The organism is Pseudomonas sp. PDM09, from assembly GCF_014852305.1.
Lineage (GTDB): Bacteria > Pseudomonadota > Gammaproteobacteria > Pseudomonadales > Pseudomonadaceae > Aquipseudomonas.
Genome location: NZ_JACVBI010000001.1, coordinates 35,037 through 53,111, shown reverse-complemented (window position 1 = coordinate 53,111; position 18,075 = coordinate 35,037). Strand labels below are relative to the sequence as shown.

General features: G+C 60.9%; 11 protein-coding genes. 8 read left to right on the top strand and 3 right to left on the bottom strand.

Annotation, left to right across the window (positions count from 1 at the left end; translation table 11 throughout):
• Nucleotides 1-60: 60 nt before the first annotated feature.
• Complete coding sequence (locus IB250_RS00205) at nucleotides 61-2,451, bottom strand: GGDEF domain-containing protein (RefSeq protein ID WP_192342520.1); 2,391 nt, start codon at nucleotides 2,449-2,451, stop codon at nucleotides 61-63.
• A gap of 142 nt (nucleotides 2,452-2,593) precedes the next feature.
• Nucleotides 2,594-4,864, bottom strand: a complete 2,271-nt coding sequence (rlmKL, locus tag IB250_RS00200) for a bifunctional 23S rRNA (guanine(2069)-N(7))-methyltransferase RlmK/23S rRNA (guanine(2445)-N(2))-methyltransferase RlmL (protein ID WP_008074082.1) — start codon at nucleotides 4,862-4,864, stop codon at nucleotides 2,594-2,596.
• A gap of 531 nt (nucleotides 4,865-5,395) precedes the next feature.
• Here rlmKL and rmf point away from each other — a divergent pair.
• Nucleotides 5,396-5,611 (top strand): ribosome modulation factor, encoded by a 216-nt coding sequence (gene rmf, locus IB250_RS00195; protein ID WP_003223300.1) that lies wholly within the window; start codon nucleotides 5,396-5,398, stop codon nucleotides 5,609-5,611.
• 290 nt (nucleotides 5,612-5,901) lie between these two features.
• Here rmf and IB250_RS00190 read toward each other — a convergent pair whose 3' ends face one another.
• Nucleotides 5,902-6,921 (bottom strand): quinone-dependent dihydroorotate dehydrogenase, encoded by a 1,020-nt coding sequence (locus IB250_RS00190; RefSeq protein WP_038980250.1) that lies wholly within the window; start codon nucleotides 6,919-6,921, stop codon nucleotides 5,902-5,904.
• Between the two features lie 230 nt (nucleotides 6,922-7,151).
• Between IB250_RS00190 and IB250_RS00185 the strand changes: the two genes are divergently transcribed.
• From IB250_RS00185 to IB250_RS00155, 7 genes are all read left to right on the top strand, one after another.
• Nucleotides 7,152-8,363, top strand: coding sequence for a CmpA/NrtA family ABC transporter substrate-binding protein (locus IB250_RS00185; protein WP_192342519.1), 1,212 nt, complete (start codon nucleotides 7,152-7,154; stop codon nucleotides 8,361-8,363).
• A gap of 15 nt (nucleotides 8,364-8,378) precedes the next feature.
• Nucleotides 8,379-8,954: an ANTAR domain-containing response regulator gene (locus tag IB250_RS00180; RefSeq protein WP_008006986.1), complete on the top strand. Its 576-nt coding sequence runs from the start codon at nucleotides 8,379-8,381 to the stop codon at nucleotides 8,952-8,954.
• 360 nt (nucleotides 8,955-9,314) lie between these two features.
• Nucleotides 9,315-10,526, top strand: a complete 1,212-nt coding sequence (locus tag IB250_RS00175; RefSeq protein ID WP_192342518.1) for a nitrate/nitrite transporter — start codon at nucleotides 9,315-9,317, stop codon at nucleotides 10,524-10,526.
• 7 nt (nucleotides 10,527-10,533) lie between these two features.
• On the top strand, nucleotides 10,534-12,204 hold the full coding sequence (locus IB250_RS00170; protein WP_123496411.1) for a bifunctional protein-serine/threonine kinase/phosphatase: 1,671 nt from the start codon (nucleotides 10,534-10,536) through the stop codon (nucleotides 12,202-12,204).
• A gap of 386 nt (nucleotides 12,205-12,590) precedes the next feature.
• Complete coding sequence (nirB, locus tag IB250_RS00165; protein WP_192342517.1) at nucleotides 12,591-15,044, top strand: nitrite reductase large subunit NirB; 2,454 nt, start codon at nucleotides 12,591-12,593, stop codon at nucleotides 15,042-15,044.
• Nucleotides 15,041-15,358, top strand: a complete 318-nt coding sequence (nirD, locus tag IB250_RS00160; protein WP_140679783.1) for a nitrite reductase small subunit NirD — start codon at nucleotides 15,041-15,043, stop codon at nucleotides 15,356-15,358. Before nirB ends, nirD begins: the two co-directional genes overlap by 4 nt.
• Nucleotides 15,358-18,075 carry a nitrate reductase gene (locus IB250_RS00155; protein WP_192342516.1) on the top strand — a complete coding sequence of 906 codons (2,718 nt, stop codon included), beginning with the start codon at nucleotides 15,358-15,360 and terminating at the stop codon, nucleotides 18,073-18,075. The genes nirD and IB250_RS00155 overlap by 1 nt, the downstream gene beginning before the upstream one ends.

Here is an 18,075-nt window from a genome sequence, read left to right as displayed (position 1 = left end):
GTGGGAACGATCACACAGCCCCCTCGCCACAATTCGCTCCCACAGGGTCCGCATGCTGTCCTAGCTCATCTGCCCCTCAACCCGATCCCTTCCCGCCTGCTTCGCCGCATATACCCCTGAGTCCGCCCGCAACAGCAGCGCATCCGCGCCCTCTCCGGCCCGCCAACTGGCAATCCCGAAACTCGCGGTGACGATCCCGACCTCGTCGATCGGCGCACTGCGCAACCCTTGCCACAACTCCACGGCCAGCACGTGGGCCTGTTCGCCGTTGATATCCGGACAGAGCACCATGAACTCTTCGCCGCCCAGGCGACAAAACACATCAGTGCACCGCAGGCGACCGCCAATGCGCTCGCACACGGCCTGCAATACCCGATCACCCACGGCATGACCGTGCTGATCATTGATGCGCTTGAAGTGATCGATGTCGAGCATGATCACTGACAACTCGCCACCGCCGCGCTCGACCCGCGCCATTTCGGTGGTCAGGCGCTCCTGGAAGTAACGACGGTTATGGATCCCGGTCAGGGAGTCGGTCACTGACAGTGCGCGCAACTCCTCCTCCACGCGCTTGAGGTCGGAAATATCCGAGATGAAACCATGCCATAGCACACCGCCACCGGGCAGTTCTTCAGGAGTCGCTTCACCGCGGACCCAGCGCAGACCACGCTGGGGCAATTGCACGCGGTACTCTTCACGCCAAGGGCTGAGGGTGTCAGCCGAGGCCAGGATCGAAGCGCGGACCCGACGCGCGTCCTGAGGATGAATCCGCGCGAACACCGCTTCGGCGTTGAGCAACAACACGTCCGGCTCGAGTTCGTAGATATCGCGCATACCGTCGCTGGCGTAGATCACGCTGAAGCGCCCATCGAATTCCATCTTGAACTGGTAGATCCCGCCGGGCACATGGGCGCTGAGTTTCTTCAACAACAGGTCACGTGCCGCCAGGGCTTCGTGGACGCGCTTGCGCTCGGTGATGTCGATACAAATCGCCAGGTGCCCGACCCACAAGCCTTGCTCGTCGAGTACCGGGGTCGCCAGCATGTTCACCGTCAAGTGACTGCCGTCGTGGCGCACCAGCGTCCACTCACGGGCTTCGTGACCGCCCTCTTCCCCGCCTTCGACCAGCATCGCCTGACACGTCGGGATGGGCTTGCCATAGCGCGCGCTCAACTCGGCCGAGCGCGCTTCGAGTTCCCGGGGCAGATGCAGGCTTTCCAGGGTCATATGGCCTATCACCTGCGCACTGCAATAGCCGAGCATTTGCTCTGCACCGGCGTTGAAGGTGCTAATCACCCCGCGCAAGTCGGTGGCGATGATCGCCACCTGAGTCGCGGCATCCAGCACACCGCGCAACTGGCCATGGGTGCCGCGCAACTCTTGCTCACGGTCGTGAAGTTCCTGGGTCCGCTGCTCCACCATTTTCAGCGCTCGCTGACGCTGGCTGACCAACACATAGAGAAACACACTGAGCAGCAGGCTGAGCAAACCGCCGAGTACCACCAGGCTGGCCACCGAGGAATGGTTGGCTTTCAGGAACGCGGCGCTGGGACGCATATCCACTTGATAGTCATGGTCGGCCAGACGTAGCAAACGTGTGGAGGACAGGTCACTGGCCCCCGCCGTGTTGGTCGACTCATACAACACTTCATGCTGATCATCGGTGGACAAGTCGAGGATACGCACCGAGAGAGAGTCATGATTCTCTTCCGGCAGCCCGTCCGCCAACAACTGACGCATGCTGATCACCGCCATGACATAGCCGGCGGGCGCAGCATTGGGGATGTTCTGATGGATGACCGGAGCCACTAGCAACACGCCCCGCGAATAGGCGGGCTCGATGCCTACCAGATGCAACGGTTGCGACACGGCCATGCGGCCATTGCGATCGGCGCGTTCCAGGGTCGAACGGCGCAGGGGCTGGGCCAGCAGGTCGTAACCCAGCGGCGTGGGCAGTCGGCTTTGGGTTTGGGTGTAAAGCACTGGTACGTACTCGTCCCGCTCTACGGCAGGTTGCAACTGGCCGTCGGCGGCAAGTTCGCGAAAGGTGAAGCCGCTCAAGCCTTCTTCTCGCACCTCGCGTTCAAGCAGAGGACGTTCGGCGCGGGAAACCCGGGGGGCCCAGGAGTAAGCCTGGGTGCGACGCAAAAGAGGTTTGGCGTAACCGTCGAATTCCTCGCGGGACACCGATTCGGAATTGACGAAGAACCGACGCAGGCCGTCAAGGCGCTGCTCCTGATCTTCGAAACGTTCTTCGATACGGCTGTAACGTTCACTGGCGAGCAGCTGGAAACGTTGCCGCAATTGCTGATGAAATTGATTGAACGTCGCCCAGGCCAGCAATCCCGTGAGAATCCCGCCGACAAGCAATGCCAACAGTGCGACCAGCCAGGCCGAAACATCTTCGCGGATAAAACCCAGGATCTTGGGGCGCACGGCGTGCAGCGACATAGATACAACTCAAAACGCCAGGTGCCGGAAAAGCCCATTGGCCATGTGTTGAGTTATAGCTATTAGCCACTAATTTGACCAGCACTGAAAGAACCCAAGAGCCTTTAAAAATCAAGGCTCTGGATCCAATCAGGCTCAAGTGTCAGCGAGCAGTGATCTTCCACGCACGGTGGATCTTGCCATTACGGGCAAAATCCGGATCGATGGTCTGGGCGGTGATTTCTTCAACGGCATAACGCTCGGTGAGGTTTTCCTCAAGCGTGAACTTGCGGAAGTTGTTGGAGAAGTACAACACCCCGCCCGGCGCCAGACGTGCCATCGCCAAGTCGATCAACTGCACCTGATCACGCTGCACGTCGAAGATCCCTTCCATGCGCTTGGAGTTGGAGAAGGTCGGCGGGTCGATGAAGATCAGGTCGTACTCGTCACGGCAGGCATCGAGCCAGACCATCACATCGCCCTGTTCCAGACGGTTCTTGTCGGAAAAACCGTTCAGCGACAGGTTGCGACGCGCCCAATCCAGATAAGTTTTCGACAGATCGACGCTGGTGGTGCTGCGCGCACCGCCCTTGGCTGCATGAACGCTGGCGGTCGCGGTGTAGCAATACAGGTTGAGGAAGCGCTTGCCGGCCGCCTCTTTCTGGATTCGCATGCGCATCGGCCGGTGGTCGAGGAACAGCCCGGTGTCGAGGTAGTCGGTGAGGTTCACCAGCAGCTTCACGCCGCCTTCGTTGACCTCGTTGAACTTGCCCTGTGCGCTCTGGCGTTCGTACTGCTTGGTGCCGCTCTGACGCTCGCGACGTTTGACCACCACGCGGTTCTTGTCGATGTTCAGCGCCTGCGGGATCGCCGCCAGGGCATCGAACATCCGTGCCGAGGCTTTTTCCGGATCGATGGATTTCGGTGCAGCGTATTCCTGAACGTGGACCCAGTCGTGATACAGGTCGATGGCCATGGAATATTCCGGCATGTCGGCATCGTAGACGCGGTAGCAGTCGATACCTTCACGCTTGACCCACTTACCGAGGGCCTTGAGGTTTTTTTGCAGACGGTTGGCAAACATCTGCCCGCCTTCGCTCAAGCGCGGTTGCTCGATCACCACCGGTGCCGGTTTGATCGGGTTGCCGTTCTTGTTGTACTTCTCGTACTTGCCCGGCGCTTCGATGTTCGATGGAGCGTCGGATTCGGCCTGTTCGCGCTCGATCTGGCGCTGTTCCGGAGTGCGACGCTCGCCGGTGACAAACTGGTCCGGCGTGACCTTGATCAGCAGCAACTTGCACGGCAGGGCGCCGTTCCAGAACGAATACTGTTTGTGGCTGCGGATGCCCATGCGCTTGCCCAGGTCCGGGGCGCCGGTGAACACCGCCGCTTCCCAGTTCAAGCAGGCCTGACGCAGACGTTCGCCGAGGTTCTGGTAGAGATAGAGCAAGCTCGCCTCATCGCCCAGACGCTCGCCGTACGGAGGGTTGCAGATCACCAGGCCTTTCTGGTTCTGGTCCGGGCGCGGCTCGAATGTCGCGACTTCGCCCTGGTAGATCTTGATCCACTCACTCAGGCCGGCACGTTCGACGTTATTGCGGCCCGGTTGAATCAGGCGCGGGTCAGCTTCATAACCGCGAATCCACAGCGGTGGCTTGGCCAGACCGGCTGCGGCGCGTTCGGTGGCTTCTTCGTGGAGCTTTTTCCACAGCGCCGGCACGTGACCGAGCCAGGCGGTGAAGCCCCACTGCTCACGACGCAGGTTCGGCGCCATGTCGGCGGCGATCATCGCGGCTTCGACCAGGAACGTACCGACACCGCACATCGGGTCAGCCAGTGCGCCGCCATCGGCGGCAATCCGTGGCCAGCCGGAACGGATCAGAATCGCCGCCGCGAGGTTTTCCTTCAGCGGCGCCGCGCCCTGCTGCAAGCGGTAACCACGCTGGTGCAGGCTGTGACCGGAAAGGTCGAGGGACAAAATCGCTTCGCCACGGTCCAGGCGCAGGTGAATGCGCAGGTCCGGGTTGAGCTTGTCGATGGACGGACGATCGCCCTGGGGGGTGCGCAGTTTATCGACGATCGCATCCTTGACCTTCAAGGCGCCGAAGTGCGTGTTATCAATGCCCGAACCGTGACCGCTGAATTCGACGGCCAGGGTGCCATCGTTGAGCATGTGGTCTTGCCACTCGATATCCAGCACGCCGTGGTAGAGGTCTTCGGCGTCCTTCATCGGGAAGCGCTTGAGCACCAGCAGCACCCGATTCGCCAGACGCGACCACAGGCACAGGCGATAGGCGGTTTCCATGGTGGCCATGCCGCGCACAGCCGAGGTGTGCTCACGTGCTTCCTCAAGGCCAAGCCCGACGGCTTCCTCGATGAGCAGGCCTTCAAGGCCTTTGGGGCAAGTGAGGAAGAGTTCGAAACGATCGGACATGGTAATTCCAGAGCCTTTAGCTAAGTGAACCGGCAACGCATTGCCGATCCGGTTTTCAATCAGGCGCTTTTCTAACAGAGCGCCCGCGTGGCACGAAGGTGTGCCGTCCCCACCCTGACTGCACGGGTTAAAAGAGCTTAGATGCCAGGGCAGATAAAAAAGTTGATGCAACAAAATGTCATAAGTCGACCCTTCGTCGAATAGTCCCCAGGTGAACGGGTGTCATTCTCGTTAAAGGCCTCAACCCTCTCATTCCGTGCAGGGCCGATCATACCGGGGTTTGGCCAACAAACACGGGACAAATATCGTGTTACTTATGGCCATAGCATCTTTATGGTTACGTTCTTATGACAAAACGATCATTCCCTCGATGTGACGCATTGGTTAGAACTCAACTCAGGTTGACGTCGCAACGGCGTCAACACCTTGGCTCGCGACGCCGGCAGCGAGCCGCCAACGGCAGGATTTTTCTGCCTGACCTCGATTGAGGTCGACGCGATAAATACAGTCAACAAGTGAGGGAAACACCCTATGAGAAGACTTAAGCGTGATCCGTTGGAAAGAGCATTTTTGCGCGGATATCAATATGGCGTTGGTGGTAAATCCCGTGAGCTTTGCCCTTTTACTCTACCGTCGGTACGCCAAGCCTGGATCAATGGCTGGCGAGAAGGACGCGGCGACAACTGGGACGGTATGACCGGCACTGCGGGAATCCACAGACTCAACGAACTTCACGCCGTCGGCTAATACAGGGCACACACTCCGACACGACAATCTGATTACGTAATGACTTAACCACGCACGTCCCATCCGGACGGCGGGCTTCGGCCCAGGGGCTCCTTCGAGGAGCCCTTTTTTATGCCTGCATTTTGCCGAAACACCCCCCGTTGTAGCAGCTGCCGAGCCTGCGAGGCTGCGTTCGGCGGCGAAGCCGTCGTGAAATCAGACACTGCGGTATTACGGGTATACCGTGCATGCAGGGTTTACGACGGCTTCGCCGCCGAACGCAGCCTCGCAGGCTCGGCAGCTGCTACAGGTCAGCGCAGGGCCGCTATGGCATCCACCGATTCACGAATCAGCGCCGGGCCTTTGTAGATGAAGCCGGAGTAGAGCTGCACCAAACTCGCACCCGCGGCAATTTTCTCAGCCGCGTGCTTGCCTTCGGTGATGCCGCCCACGGCGATGATCGGCAGACGACCGGCCAGTTCCGCCGCCAGCACTTTAACGGTGTGCGTGCTCTTGTCGCGAACCGGTGCGCCGGACAACCCGCCCGCCTCGTCACCATGCTCCATGCCTTCGACGCCAACGCGGCTCAGGGTGGTGTTGGTGGCAATCACCGCGTCCATCCCGGTTTCGATCAACGCTTGGGCGACTTGGGCGGTTTCTTCATCAGTCATGTCCGGCGCGATCTTGATCGCCAACGGAACATGCTTGCCGTGACGCAAGGCCAGTTCCGCCCGGCGGGTGGCCAGGTCGGCGAGCAATTGCTTGAGCGAATCACCGAATTGCAGACTGCGCAGGCCGGGGGTGTTCGGTGAACTGACGTTGACCGTCACGTAGCTGGCGTGGGCATAAACCTTGTCCAGGCAGATCAGGTAGTCATCGACCGCACGTTCAACCGGCGTATCGAAATTCTTGCCGATGTTGATGCCCAGCACGCCCTTGTACTTGGCCGCCGCCACGCGAGCGAGCAAGTGATCGACGCCGAGGTTGTTGAAGCCCATGCGGTTGATGATCGCCTCGGCGTCCGGCAAGCGGAAAATCCGTGGTTTCGGATTACCCGGTTGCGGACGCGGCGTGATGGTGCCGATTTCGACGAAGCCGAAACCCAATTGGGCAAAACCATCGATCGCCGCGCCGTTCTTGTCCAGACCGGCCGCCAAACCCACCGGGTTCGGGAACTCCAGGCCCATGACCGTTACCGGCAGTTTCGCCGGTGCCTTGCACAGCAAGCCGTTAAGGCCCAAACGCCCGCCCGCGCCGATCAGGTCCAGGGACAGATCGTGGGAGGTTTCCGGGGAAAGTTTGAACAACAGCTGACGGGCCAGGGTGTACATGGGCAGGCTTGACTCGGTTGGCGATGAGAGGCGGCGATTATAGCCGTGCATCGGGTCCACAGGCGAGGCGCGCAACAAAATCAGCCAGCGATGGCATATGCCTTGCACCAATCACAGGCATCAGCACTCATGCCAACGGCGGGATGAGTGGAAGGACAATGGCGTCGTCACCCGGCTTTGCCCACGCAAAGGCCTTGGGACGACGCTTTTTTTTGGAAGGTGCGAAATCGATGAACGAACCATCAGCCGGCCCACTGGCCTGGGTCAACGGCAGCGATGCCCCGGAAAAGACTGAAATCAACCTCGGCTTCATGGCCCTGAGCGACTGCGCCTCAGTGGTGGTCGCCGCCACTCAGGGCTTTGCCCAACCCTACGGCCTGACCCTGAACCTCAAGCGCCAATCGTCCTGGGCCAACCTGCGGGACAAACTGGTCAGCGGCGAACTCGACGCCGCCCACAGCCTGTACGGCCTGATCTACGCCGTGCACCTGGGGATCGGCGGCGTAGCCTCCACCGACATGGCCGTGCTGATGGGCCTGAACCAGAACGGCCAAAGCATCAACCTTTCCCACGGCTTGCAGGCCCTGGGCGTGACCAGTCCTGAAGCACTGGACCGGCACGTGCACCAAAGTCGCCCAAAACTGACCTTCGCTCAGACTTTTCCCACGGGCACCCACGCCATGTGGCTGTATTACTGGCTCGCGAGTCAGGGCATTCATCCGTTGCAGGATGTCGACAGTGTGGTGGTGCCGCCGCCGCAAATGGTCGCGCACCTGCAAGCCGGGCGCATCGACGGTTTCTGCGTCGGCGAGCCGTGGGCGGCCAGTGCGGTGCAGCAGAATCTCGGGTTTACCATGGCCACCAGCCAGACCCTATGGCCCGATCACCCGGAAAAAGTCCTCGGCTGCACCCGCACCTTTGTCGAGCAATACCCCAACACCGCACGGGCATTGGTGATGGCGATCCTCGAAGCCAGCCGATTCATCGAAGCCAGCCATGAAAATCGCCGCAGCACCGCGCAACTGTTGAGTGCGCCTGAGTATCTGGATGCACCGCTCGACTGCATCGAACCACGCTTGCTCGGTGACTACGCCGACGGTCTGGGCAATCGCTGGCAAGACCCGCACGCCATGCGTTTTCACGGTGGTGGCGAGGTCAATTTTCCGTATTTGTCCGACGGTATGTGGTTCATGACCCAGTTCCGTCGCTGGGGTTTGTTGCGTGACGACCCGGATTACCTAGGCGTGGCCCGTCAGGTCCAACAACTAGACTTATACCGTGAGGCCGCCACCGCTGTCGGTGTGCCCGCCCGGAGTCAGGAAATGCGCAGCAGTCAACTGATCGACGGCAAAGTCTGGGACGGCTCGGACCCGGCCGGCTATGCCCGCAGCTTCACGCTGCACGCCATGAGCGACAGCGCTCCCCTTCTCGCCAGCCGCTGACAGGAGCCTACGAATATGTTGCGTATCCTGCTGATCAATGACACTGCGAAAAAAGTCGGGCGCCTGAAGGCGGCTCTGACCGAGGCCGGGTTCGAGGTCATCGACGAGTCCGGCCTGACCATTGACCTGCCCGCGCGCGTCGAAACGGTGCGTCCGGACGTGATTTTGATCGATACCGAGTCACCGAGCCGCGATGTGATGGAGCAAGTGGTGCTGGTGACCCGTGACCAACCACGTCCGATTGTGATGTTCACCGACGAGCACGACCCCGACGTGATGCGCCGGGCGATCAAGTCCGGCGTCAGTGCCTACATCGTCGAAGGCATTCACGCACAACGCTTGCAGCCGATTCTCGACGTGGCCATGGCGCGCTTTGAAAGCGACCAGGCCCTGCGCGCGCAACTGCACGCCCGCGACCAGCAACTGGCCGAGCGCAAGCGCATCGAGCTGGCCAAGGGGCTGTTGATGAAGATGAAGGACTGCAACGAAGAAGAGGCCTACACCCTGATGCGCCGCCAGGCCATGAGCCGCCAGCAGAAGCTGATACAGGTGGCGGAGCAGATCATTGCCATGAGTGAGTTGCTTGGCTGAAGCCCTGCTGTGAATGATCGATCGCCTTCGCGAGCAAGCCCGCTCCCACATTTGATTCGTGTCGAACTTCAATGTCGTGAACGACACAATTCCCCTGTGGGAGCGGGCTTGCTCGCGAATGGCCGCGACTCGGTCTCCCTTGTTGGCACAGATCTCGCTAGGTAATCCCTGCAAGGTAACCAACGGCGGTTGCCCCACCTACGACGAAGACGTCGCTCACCTCATTCGCCCCCTGGCGGATCGGGTAGCGGCGTTTTTCCGTTTTGGCCCCAGAGACCGGGGCTGGTGGTGCGGCCGTTGCGGCGCCCCACCTGCAAGCTCATGACTCCTTCTTGATACGCCTGACAGCTGAGGTGCGCGATGAATTCAAGCTTCTGGAAATCCGGCCATACCCCGACACTGTTCGCAGCCTTCCTCTATTTCGATCTGAGCTTCATGGTCTGGTACCTGCTCGGCCCTTTGGCAGTGCAGATCGCCGCTGATCTGCACCTGACCACCCAACAACGCGGGCTGGTGGTGGCCACGCCGATTCTGGCCGGGGCCATATTGCGCTTTTTGATGGGCCTGCTGGCTGATCGTTTGTCGCCAAAAATCGCCGGGTTGATCGGCCAGGTGATCGTCATCTGCGCCCTGTTCGTCGCCTGGAAAGTCGGCATCCACAGTTACGAACAAGCGTTGTTGCTAGGCCTGTTCCTTGGCGTGGCAGGTGCGTCATTCGCCGTCGCCCTGCCATTGGCCTCGCAATGGTATCCGCCCCAGCACCAAGGCAAAGCCATGGGCATCGCCGGTGCCGGTAACTCGGGCACCGTCCTCGCTGCCTTGATCGCCCCGGTACTGGCCGCTGCATTTGGCTGGAGCAACGTGTTCGGCTTCGCCCTGATCCCGTTGGTCCTGACCCTGATCGTCTTCGCCTGGCTGGCCAAAAATGCACCGGAGCGCCCGAAACCCAAGTCCGTGTCAGACTATTTCAAGGCCCTGGGTGATCGCGACAGCTGGTGGTTCATGTTTTTCTACAGCGTGACCTTTGGCGGTTTCATCGGCCTGGCCAGCGCCCTGCCCGGCTACTTCAACGACCAGTACGGCCTGAGCCCGGTGACTGCCGGCTACTACACTGCTGCTTGTGTGTTCGGTGGCAGCCTGATGCGTCCATTGGGCGGCGCGCTGGCGGATCGCTTCGGCGGGATTCGCACCTTGCTGGCGATGTACACCGTGGCAGCGATCTGCATTGCAACGGTAGGTTTCAATCTGCCGAGTTCCTACGCCGCGTTGGCGCTTTTCGTGTGCACTATGCTCGGTTTGGGTGCAGGCAACGGTGCCGTATTCCAGTTGGTCCCGCAGCGTTTTCGTCGGGAGATCGGTGTGATGACCGGGCTGATCGGCATGGCCGGCGGTATCGGTGGCTTCGCACTGGCCGCCGGCATGGGCGCGATCAAGCAAAGCACCGGCAGCTATCAAATGGCCTTGTGGTTGTTCGCCAGCCTCGGCGTACTCGCCTGGTTTGGTCTGCATGGTGTGAAACGTCGCTGGAGAACCACTTGGGGTTCGGCAGCCGTTACCGCAGCACGGGTGTGAGGACTGAATGAGCCTGCAACTGAGCTTCGCCGAACACAGCGCCATCGGCCCCCGCGAGGAGAACCAGGACGCTGTGCGCCTGGTCACTCCGGCCCCGGCGCTGGCGGCAAGCAAGGGTTACCTGTTCGCCATCGCCGACGGTGTCAGCCAATGTGCCGATGGCGGGCTCGCAGCCCGTTCGACCTTGCAGGCCTTGGCGCTGGACTACTACGCCACCCCGGAAACCTGGGGCGTCGCCCAGGCATTGGACCGTCTGCTACTGGCGCAAAACCGCTGGTTGCAGGCGAACGGCGGCGGGCAACCGCTGCTGACTACCGTCAGTGCCTTGGTGATGCGCGGCAGGCGTTTCACTCTGGCTCATGTGGGTGATTGCCGGGTTTATCGCTGGCACGCCGACACACTGCAACGGGTGAGTGAGGATCACGTCTGGGACCAGCCGGGCATGCAGCATGTGCTCAAACGTGCCCTTGGGCTGGATCAACACCTGGTGCTGGACTTTCTCGATGGTGAACTGCGCCTGAACGAGAGTTTCGTGCTGCTCAGCGACGGCATCTGGGCCGTGCTGGGCGACACGGCCATTGCCGCGATTCTGCGCGATCAACCCGACCTGAACAGTGCCGCGCAGACCCTGGTCAACGCTGCACATCTGGCCGGCAGTCAGGACAACGCCAGCGCCCTGTTGGTGCGGGTCGATGCCCTCGGTGAAACCAGCATTGGCGACGCGCTGATTCATCTGCAGCAATGGCCACTCCCGCCTGCGCTGAAACCGGGCCAGACGTTCGAAGGCTGGCAGGTCGAAGGGATCCTCGGCCAGAGCCAGCAATCGCTGCTCTACCGGGTGCGCGACGCACAACAACAGCCCTGGCTGCTGAAAACCTTGCCCAGTGCGCTCCGTGACGATCACCAGGCCGGGCAGGCGTTGTTGTCAGAGGAATGGTTTCTCAAACGTGTGGCCGGGCGGCATTTTCCTGAAGTCCATGCCGCCAGTCAGCGTCAGCATTTGTACTACGTGATGCGTGAATATTCCGGGTCTACCTTGGCAGAGCTGCATGAGCGTGTCGCTACGCTGCCATTGGCTCAATGGCTGGATCTGGCCGAACGCCTGCTGCGGGCCATCGGCATATTGCATCGACGGCAAATTCTGCATCGCGATATCAAACCGGAGAACCTGCTGCTGGGGGACGACGGTGAGCTGCGCCTGCTGGATTTCGGCCTCGCCTACTGCCCCGGGCTGTCCGAAGATCAAGCCTGCGCCCTGCCCGGAACGCCCAGCTATATCGCGCCGGAAGCCTTTCGAGGTGATCCTCCTACACCACAACAGGATTTGTATGCGGTGGGCGTGACCTTGTATTACCTGCTGACCGGGCATTATCCCTACGGCGAAATCGAAGCATTCCAGCGCCCTCGGTTTGGTGTGCCTGTCAGCGCCAGTCGCTACCGGCCCGACCTGCCGGAATGGATCGCGCAAAGTCTGGAGCGCGCGGTGGCGGCGGCTCCGGATCAGCGTTTTGAAACGGCGGAAGAATGGTTGTTGCTACTGGAACAGGGAGAACGCCGCAGTTTGAGCGTGCGCCCCAGACCGTTGCTGGAGCGCGAACCGCTGAAAGTCTGGCGGACGTTGGCGCTGGTGTCGTTGCTGGTGAATCTGGTGCTGCTGTTTTTGCTGTTTCATGGTTAAAAGATCAAAAGATCGCAGCCTGCGCCAGCGCCTACTGGTGCCCACGATCTCCTGTAGGAGCTGGCGAAGCCTGCGATCTTTTGATCTTTTCTGCTTCAAAACCGGGCATGGCGCATTGATCCGGTGCACGCAAACACCCTCCTCCCACGGTGAGAGCCCATAAATTCCGCATTTGGGCGACTTGGCACAACCACTGCATTACCTTTCCCAACATACATAAAGCCCAACCTTCAACGTAGAAGGCTGCGCTGCCCGAGAGAACGGGACAAGGACAAAGGCGTCCTCGCTAGTTAACTAGCGGGACGCCTTTTTTTGTTTGCGCAAAATTTTGTCGAGCAAGGCCTGAATGCCCTGATGAGGCAGGCCCGAGCTCCCCGGAGAACCTGATGAAAAAACTAAAACTGGTGATGATCGGCAACGGCATGGCCGGGGTACGTACCCTGGAAGAACTGCTCAAGCTGAGTAATGAGCTGTACGACATCACGGTCTTCGGCGCCGAACCCCATACCAACTACAACCGCATCCTGCTGTCGCCCGTATTGGCTGGCGAACAGACCTTCGAAGAGATCGTGCTCAACGATCTGGACTGGTACCTGGAAAACAACATCAAGCTGCTGCTCAACCGTAAAGTGGTGGAGATCGACCGGGTCAAACGTCGGGTCATCGCCGAAGACGGCACCGAGGCCGAATACGACCGCCTGCTGATTGCCACCGGTTCGACCCCGTTCATCCTGCCGATCCCCGGCAACACCTTGCAGGGCGTGATCGGCTACCGCGACATTGCCGACACCCAGGCGATGATCGACACCGCCAAGACCCACAAGCACGCCGTGGTCATCGGCGGCGGCCTGCTGGGTCTTGAAGCCGCCAACGGCCTGATGCTGCGCGGCATGCACGTCACCGTGGTGCACATCGGCGAATGGCTGCTGGAGCGGCAACTGGACAAAACCAGCGGCCAACTCCTGCAAACCGCCCTGGAAGCCCGTGGCCTGCATTTCCGCCTGTGCGAACAGACCCAGGCCCTGCACGACGCCGGCAATGGCCGGGTCGGCTCGGTTGAGTTCAAGAACGGCGACATCATCCCCGCCGACCTGGTGGTGATGGCTGCTGGGATTCGTCCCAACACCGAACTCGCGGAAAAATCCGGCATCCCGTGCAATCGCGGGATTCTGGTCAACGACACGATGCAAACCTACGACCCTCGGGTCTACGCCATCGGCGAATGCGCCAGCCACCGTGGCATCGCCTACGGCCTGGTCGCGCCGCTGTTCGAACAGGCCAAGGTCTGCGCCAACCACCTCGCCCAGCTGGGTTTCGCCACCTACAAGGGTTCGGTGACGTCGACCAAATTGAAAGTCACCGGTATCGACCTGTTTTCCGCCGGCGACTTCATGGGCGGCGAAGGCACCGAGACCATCACCCTCTCCGACCCGATCGGCGGCGTCTACAAAAAACTGGTGATCAAGGATGACGTGCTGGTCGGCGCCTGTCTGTACGGCGATACGGCAGACGGTGGCTGGTATTTCCGGCAGATCCGTGAGAACCACGCCATCGGCGAGATCCGCGATCACCTGATGTTTGGCGAAAACGCCTTGGGCGATGTAGGACACCAGGGCCAGGACAAAGCCATGAGCATGGCCGACACCGCCGAAGTCTGCGGCTGCAATGGCGTGTGCAAAGGCACCATCGTCAAGGCGATTCAGGAACACGGGCTGTTCAGCGTCGATGATGTGAAAAAGCACACCAAGGCCGCCAGTTCTTGCGGTTCCTGCGCCGGTCTCGTCGAGCAGATCCTGATCAATACCGTGGGCGGTGCGGCGGACGTCAAGCCGAAAAGCGAGAAAGCCATCTGCGGTTGCAGTGACCTCAACCACGGGCAAATCCGCCAGGCCATCCGCGACCAGCACCTGCTGACCATCGCCGGCACCATGAGCTACCTGAACTGGCGCACCCCGAACGGTTGCGCCACGTGCCGTCCGGCGCTCAACTACTACCTGATTTCCACTTGGCCGGGCGAAGCCAAGGACGATCCACAATCGCGCCTGATCAACGAACGCGCCCACGCCAACATTCAGAAAGACGGCACTTACTCTGTAGTCCCGCGGATGTGGGGCGGTGTGACCAATCCTTCAGAGCTGCGGCGCATTGCCGACGTGGCCGATAAGTACAACGTGCCGATGGTCAAGGTCACCGGCGGCCAGCGTATCGACTTGCTAGGGATCAAAAAGCAGGACCTGCCAGGTGTATGGAAAGACCTGGACATGCCGTCCGGCCACGCCTACGGCAAATCCATCCGCACCGTAAAAACCTGTGTTGGCAGCGAGTTCTGCCGCTTCGGCACCCAGAACTCCACGCAACTGGGCATCGAGCTTGAGCACGACCTGTTCAACATGTGGTCGCCGCACAAAGTGAAACTGGCCGTCTCCGGTTGCCCACGCAACTGCTCGGAAGCGGGGATCAAGGATGTGGGAATTATCGGCGTGGATTCCGGCTGGGAGATGTACATCGGCGGCAACGGCGGGATCAAAACCGAAGTCGCGGAGTTCTTCGTCAAGCTCAAGACCGCCGAAGAAGTGCGTGAATACAACGGCGCGTTCCTGCAGCTCTATCGCGAAGAAGCTTTCTACCTCGAACGCACTGTGCACTACCTGCAACGGGTCGGCATGGAACACATCAAGAAAGCCGTGCTGGAAGACCCCGAGCGGCGCAAAGCGCTCAACGATCGTCTGCAATTCTCTCTGTCATTCGAACAGGACCCGTGGAAGGAACGCCTGGAGCAACCGCTGTTGAAGAAAGAATTCGACGTCATCACGGTGAAGAATCTGGAGGTGCCGGTATGAACTGGCTGGATATCTGCGCACTGGAAGAAATCAACGCCCTGGGCTCGCGGATCGTTGCCGGCCCGAAAGGCGACATCGCGATTTTTCGTACCAGCGACGATGAGGTTTTCGCCCTCGACGACCGCTGCCCGCACAAGGGCGGGCCACTGTCCCAAGGTTTGATCTACGGCAAACGAGTCGCCTGCCCGCTGCACAACTGGCAGATCGACCTTGAAACCGGCGAAGCCCAGGCCCCGGATATCGGCTGTGCCCACCATCACTCGGCACGGGTCGAGAACGGCCGGGTGCTGCTGGCGCTACGGGAAGCAAGCTGATGGACCGTCAAATCACTGCCTCCACTTGCTGCTACTGCGGGGTCGGCTGCGGCGTGCTGATCGAGCACGACGGCGAGCGCATCCTCGGCGTCAGCGGCGATCCGGCGCACCCGGCCAACTTCGGCAAATTGTGCAGTAAAGGTTCGACCTTGCACCTGACTGGCGACCTGACGGCACGGGCGTTGTACCCGGAACTGCGCCTGGGCAAAGGCCTGGCCCGCAGCCGCACCGACTGGGACACAGCGCTCGATCACGCCGCCAGCGTCTTCGCCGAAACCATCGCCGAGCATGGCCCGGACAGCGTTGCGTTCTATATCTCCGGACAGTTGCTGACCGAGGATTACTACGCCTTCAACAAACTGGCGCGAGCGCTGGTGGGCACCAACAACATCGACAGTAATTCACGGCTGTGCATGTCTTCAGCGGTGGTCGGCTACAAGCGCAGCCTCGGCGCCGATGCTCCGCCCTGCAACTACGAAGACCTGGAACTGAGCGACTGCGTGATGATCGTCGGCAGCAACATGGCCTACGCCCACCCTGTACTGTTTCGTCGCCTGGAAGAAGCCAAATCCCGTCGCCCACAGATGAAAATCATCGTCATCGACCCACGGCGCACCGACACCTGCGATTTGGCTGACCTGCACCTGGCGATTCTGCCCGGCACCGATGTCGCCCTGTTCCATGGGATTTTGCATCTGTTGCTGTGGGAAGACTGGGTCGACCGCGATTTCATCAAGGCCCACACCGAAGGCCTGGCCGAACTGAAAAACCTGGTGCGTGATTACACCCCGACAATGGTGTCGCAACTCTGTGGCATCAGCGTCGAGCAACTGCATCAATGCGCGCAATGGGTCGGCACTTCACCGAGCTTTCTGTCGCTGTGGTGCATGGGGCTGAATCAGTCCACTGCCGGCAGCGCGAAGAACAGCGCGTTGATCAACCTGCACCTGGCTACCGGACAAATCGGCCGGCCGGGTGCAGGACCTTTCTCGCTGACTGGTCAGCCAAATGCCATGGGCGGCCGGGAAACCGGCAGTTTGTCGAACCTGTTGCCAGGCCATCGCGAAGCGGCCAATGCCGACCACCGCGCACAAGTAGCCGAATACTGGGGCGTTGATCAACTGCCCGCGAACACCGGCCTGACGGCCATCGAGCTGTTCGAGCAGATGCGCAGCGGCAAGATCAAAGCCCTGTGGATCGCCTGCACTAACCCTGCACAGTCGCTGCCGGACCAGACCGCTGTGCGCGAGGCACTGCAAGCCTGTCCGTTCGTGGTGTTGCAGGAAGCCTTTCGCACCACCGAAACCGCCGCGTTCGCCGACCTGCTGTTGCCCGCCGCCAGTTGGGGTGAAAAGGACGGCACGGTCACCAACTCCGAACGGCGCATTTCCCACGTCCGTCAGGCTATCGGCGCACCCGGTGAAGCACGGCCCGACTGGTCGATCACCATGGATTTCGCACAGCGCCTGGAAAAACATCTGCGCCCTGGAGCCACCAGCCTGTTTGCCTTTGAAACCCCGGCGCAGGTCTTCGACGAATACAAACACCTGACTCGCGGCCGCGACCTCGACCTCTCCGGAATCAGCCATGCGCTGATCGACCAGCTCGGCCCGCAGCAATGGCCCTTCCCCGCCGGGGCCCGCGAAGGCACGGCGCGGCTGTATCTCGACGGAGTTTTCCCGACCGCCAGCGGGCGTGCACAGTTCATCACCGACCCGTATCGCGCCGCCAAGGAACAACGCGATGCGCGCTTCCCGCTGACCCTGATCACCGGCCGCCTGCGCGATCAATGGCACGGCATGAGCCGCACCGGCACCGCCGCGCAGCTATTCGGCCATGTCAGTGAAGCCGTGTTGAGCCTGCACCCGGATGAACTGCGTCGGCATCGTCTGCAACCTGGCGATCTGATCAATCTGAAAAGTCGCCGGGGCTCGGTGATCGTGCCGGTCAGCAGCGATGACAGCGTACGTCCGGGCCAGGCATTTCTGCCGATGCATTGGGGCGACCGCTTTCTCAAGGGCGGCGTGAATACCCTCACCCTCCCCGCCTTCGACCCATTGTCGAAACAACCGGAACTCAAACACAGCGGTGTGCGACTCGAGCCTGTGCAATTGCCCTGGCAGCTTTTCGCTCTGATAGAGGGTGATGTTCAACAGCATTTGGAGACGCTACGACCGCTCTGCGAGGCGTTTTCCTACGCAAGCCTCAGCCTGACCGGCCGTGAGCGTCCTGCACTGCTGATACGCGCTGCCAGCGCCACCGCGCCAGACCCGCAGTTGTTGCGTGATATCGATCAGTGCCTGGGGCTCAACGACGGCCCGGTATTGGCCTACGACGATCCTCGGCGCTCGATCGGCAAGCGGGTACGGATCGAGGACGGTCGGATCACCGCGATTCGCCTGGCCGGTGAAACGTTGGCCCAACACTGGCTGCAAAGTCTGTGGCTCGAAGGTCGCGCCGACGAACAGCTACGCCGTTGGCTGCTGGCGCCTTTGAGTGCGCCACCGGGCGCCGCTGCCGGACCGGCATCCGGCACCAAAACCCTGTGCAACTGCATGAACGTCAGCCAGAACGCGGTGTGTGCCGGCATTGGTCGTGGCCTGGATTTGCAGGGTTTGAAACAAGAACTGGGCTGTGGCACGCAATGCGGCTCCTGCGTCCCGGAAATCAAGCGTTTGCTGGCCGCCACCGCGCAGCCAGTCGCCGTCATCTCGTGA

Coding starts and splice junctions, on each gene's coding strand:
- IB250_RS00205 (WP_192342520.1), bottom strand. CDS start 2,451: ATGTCGCTGCACGCCGTGCGCCCCAAGATCCTGGGTTTTATCCGCGAA.
- rlmKL (WP_008074082.1), bottom strand. CDS start 4,864: ATGTCCGATCGTTTCGAACTCTTCCTCACTTGCCCCAAAGGCCTTGAA.
- rmf (WP_003223300.1), top strand. CDS start 5,396: ATGAGAAGACTTAAGCGTGATCCGTTGGAAAGAGCATTTTTGCGCGGA.
- IB250_RS00190 (WP_038980250.1), bottom strand. CDS start 6,921: ATGTACACCCTGGCCCGTCAGCTGTTGTTCAAACTTTCCCCGGAAACC.
- IB250_RS00185 (WP_192342519.1), top strand. CDS start 7,152: ATGAACGAACCATCAGCCGGCCCACTGGCCTGGGTCAACGGCAGCGAT.
- IB250_RS00180 (WP_008006986.1), top strand. CDS start 8,379: ATGTTGCGTATCCTGCTGATCAATGACACTGCGAAAAAAGTCGGGCGC.
- IB250_RS00175 (WP_192342518.1), top strand. CDS start 9,315: ATGAATTCAAGCTTCTGGAAATCCGGCCATACCCCGACACTGTTCGCA.
- IB250_RS00170 (WP_123496411.1), top strand. CDS start 10,534: ATGAGCCTGCAACTGAGCTTCGCCGAACACAGCGCCATCGGCCCCCGC.
- nirB (WP_192342517.1), top strand. CDS start 12,591: ATGAAAAAACTAAAACTGGTGATGATCGGCAACGGCATGGCCGGGGTA.
- nirD (WP_140679783.1), top strand. CDS start 15,041: ATGAACTGGCTGGATATCTGCGCACTGGAAGAAATCAACGCCCTGGGC.
- IB250_RS00155 (WP_192342516.1), top strand. CDS start 15,358: ATGGACCGTCAAATCACTGCCTCCACTTGCTGCTACTGCGGGGTCGGC.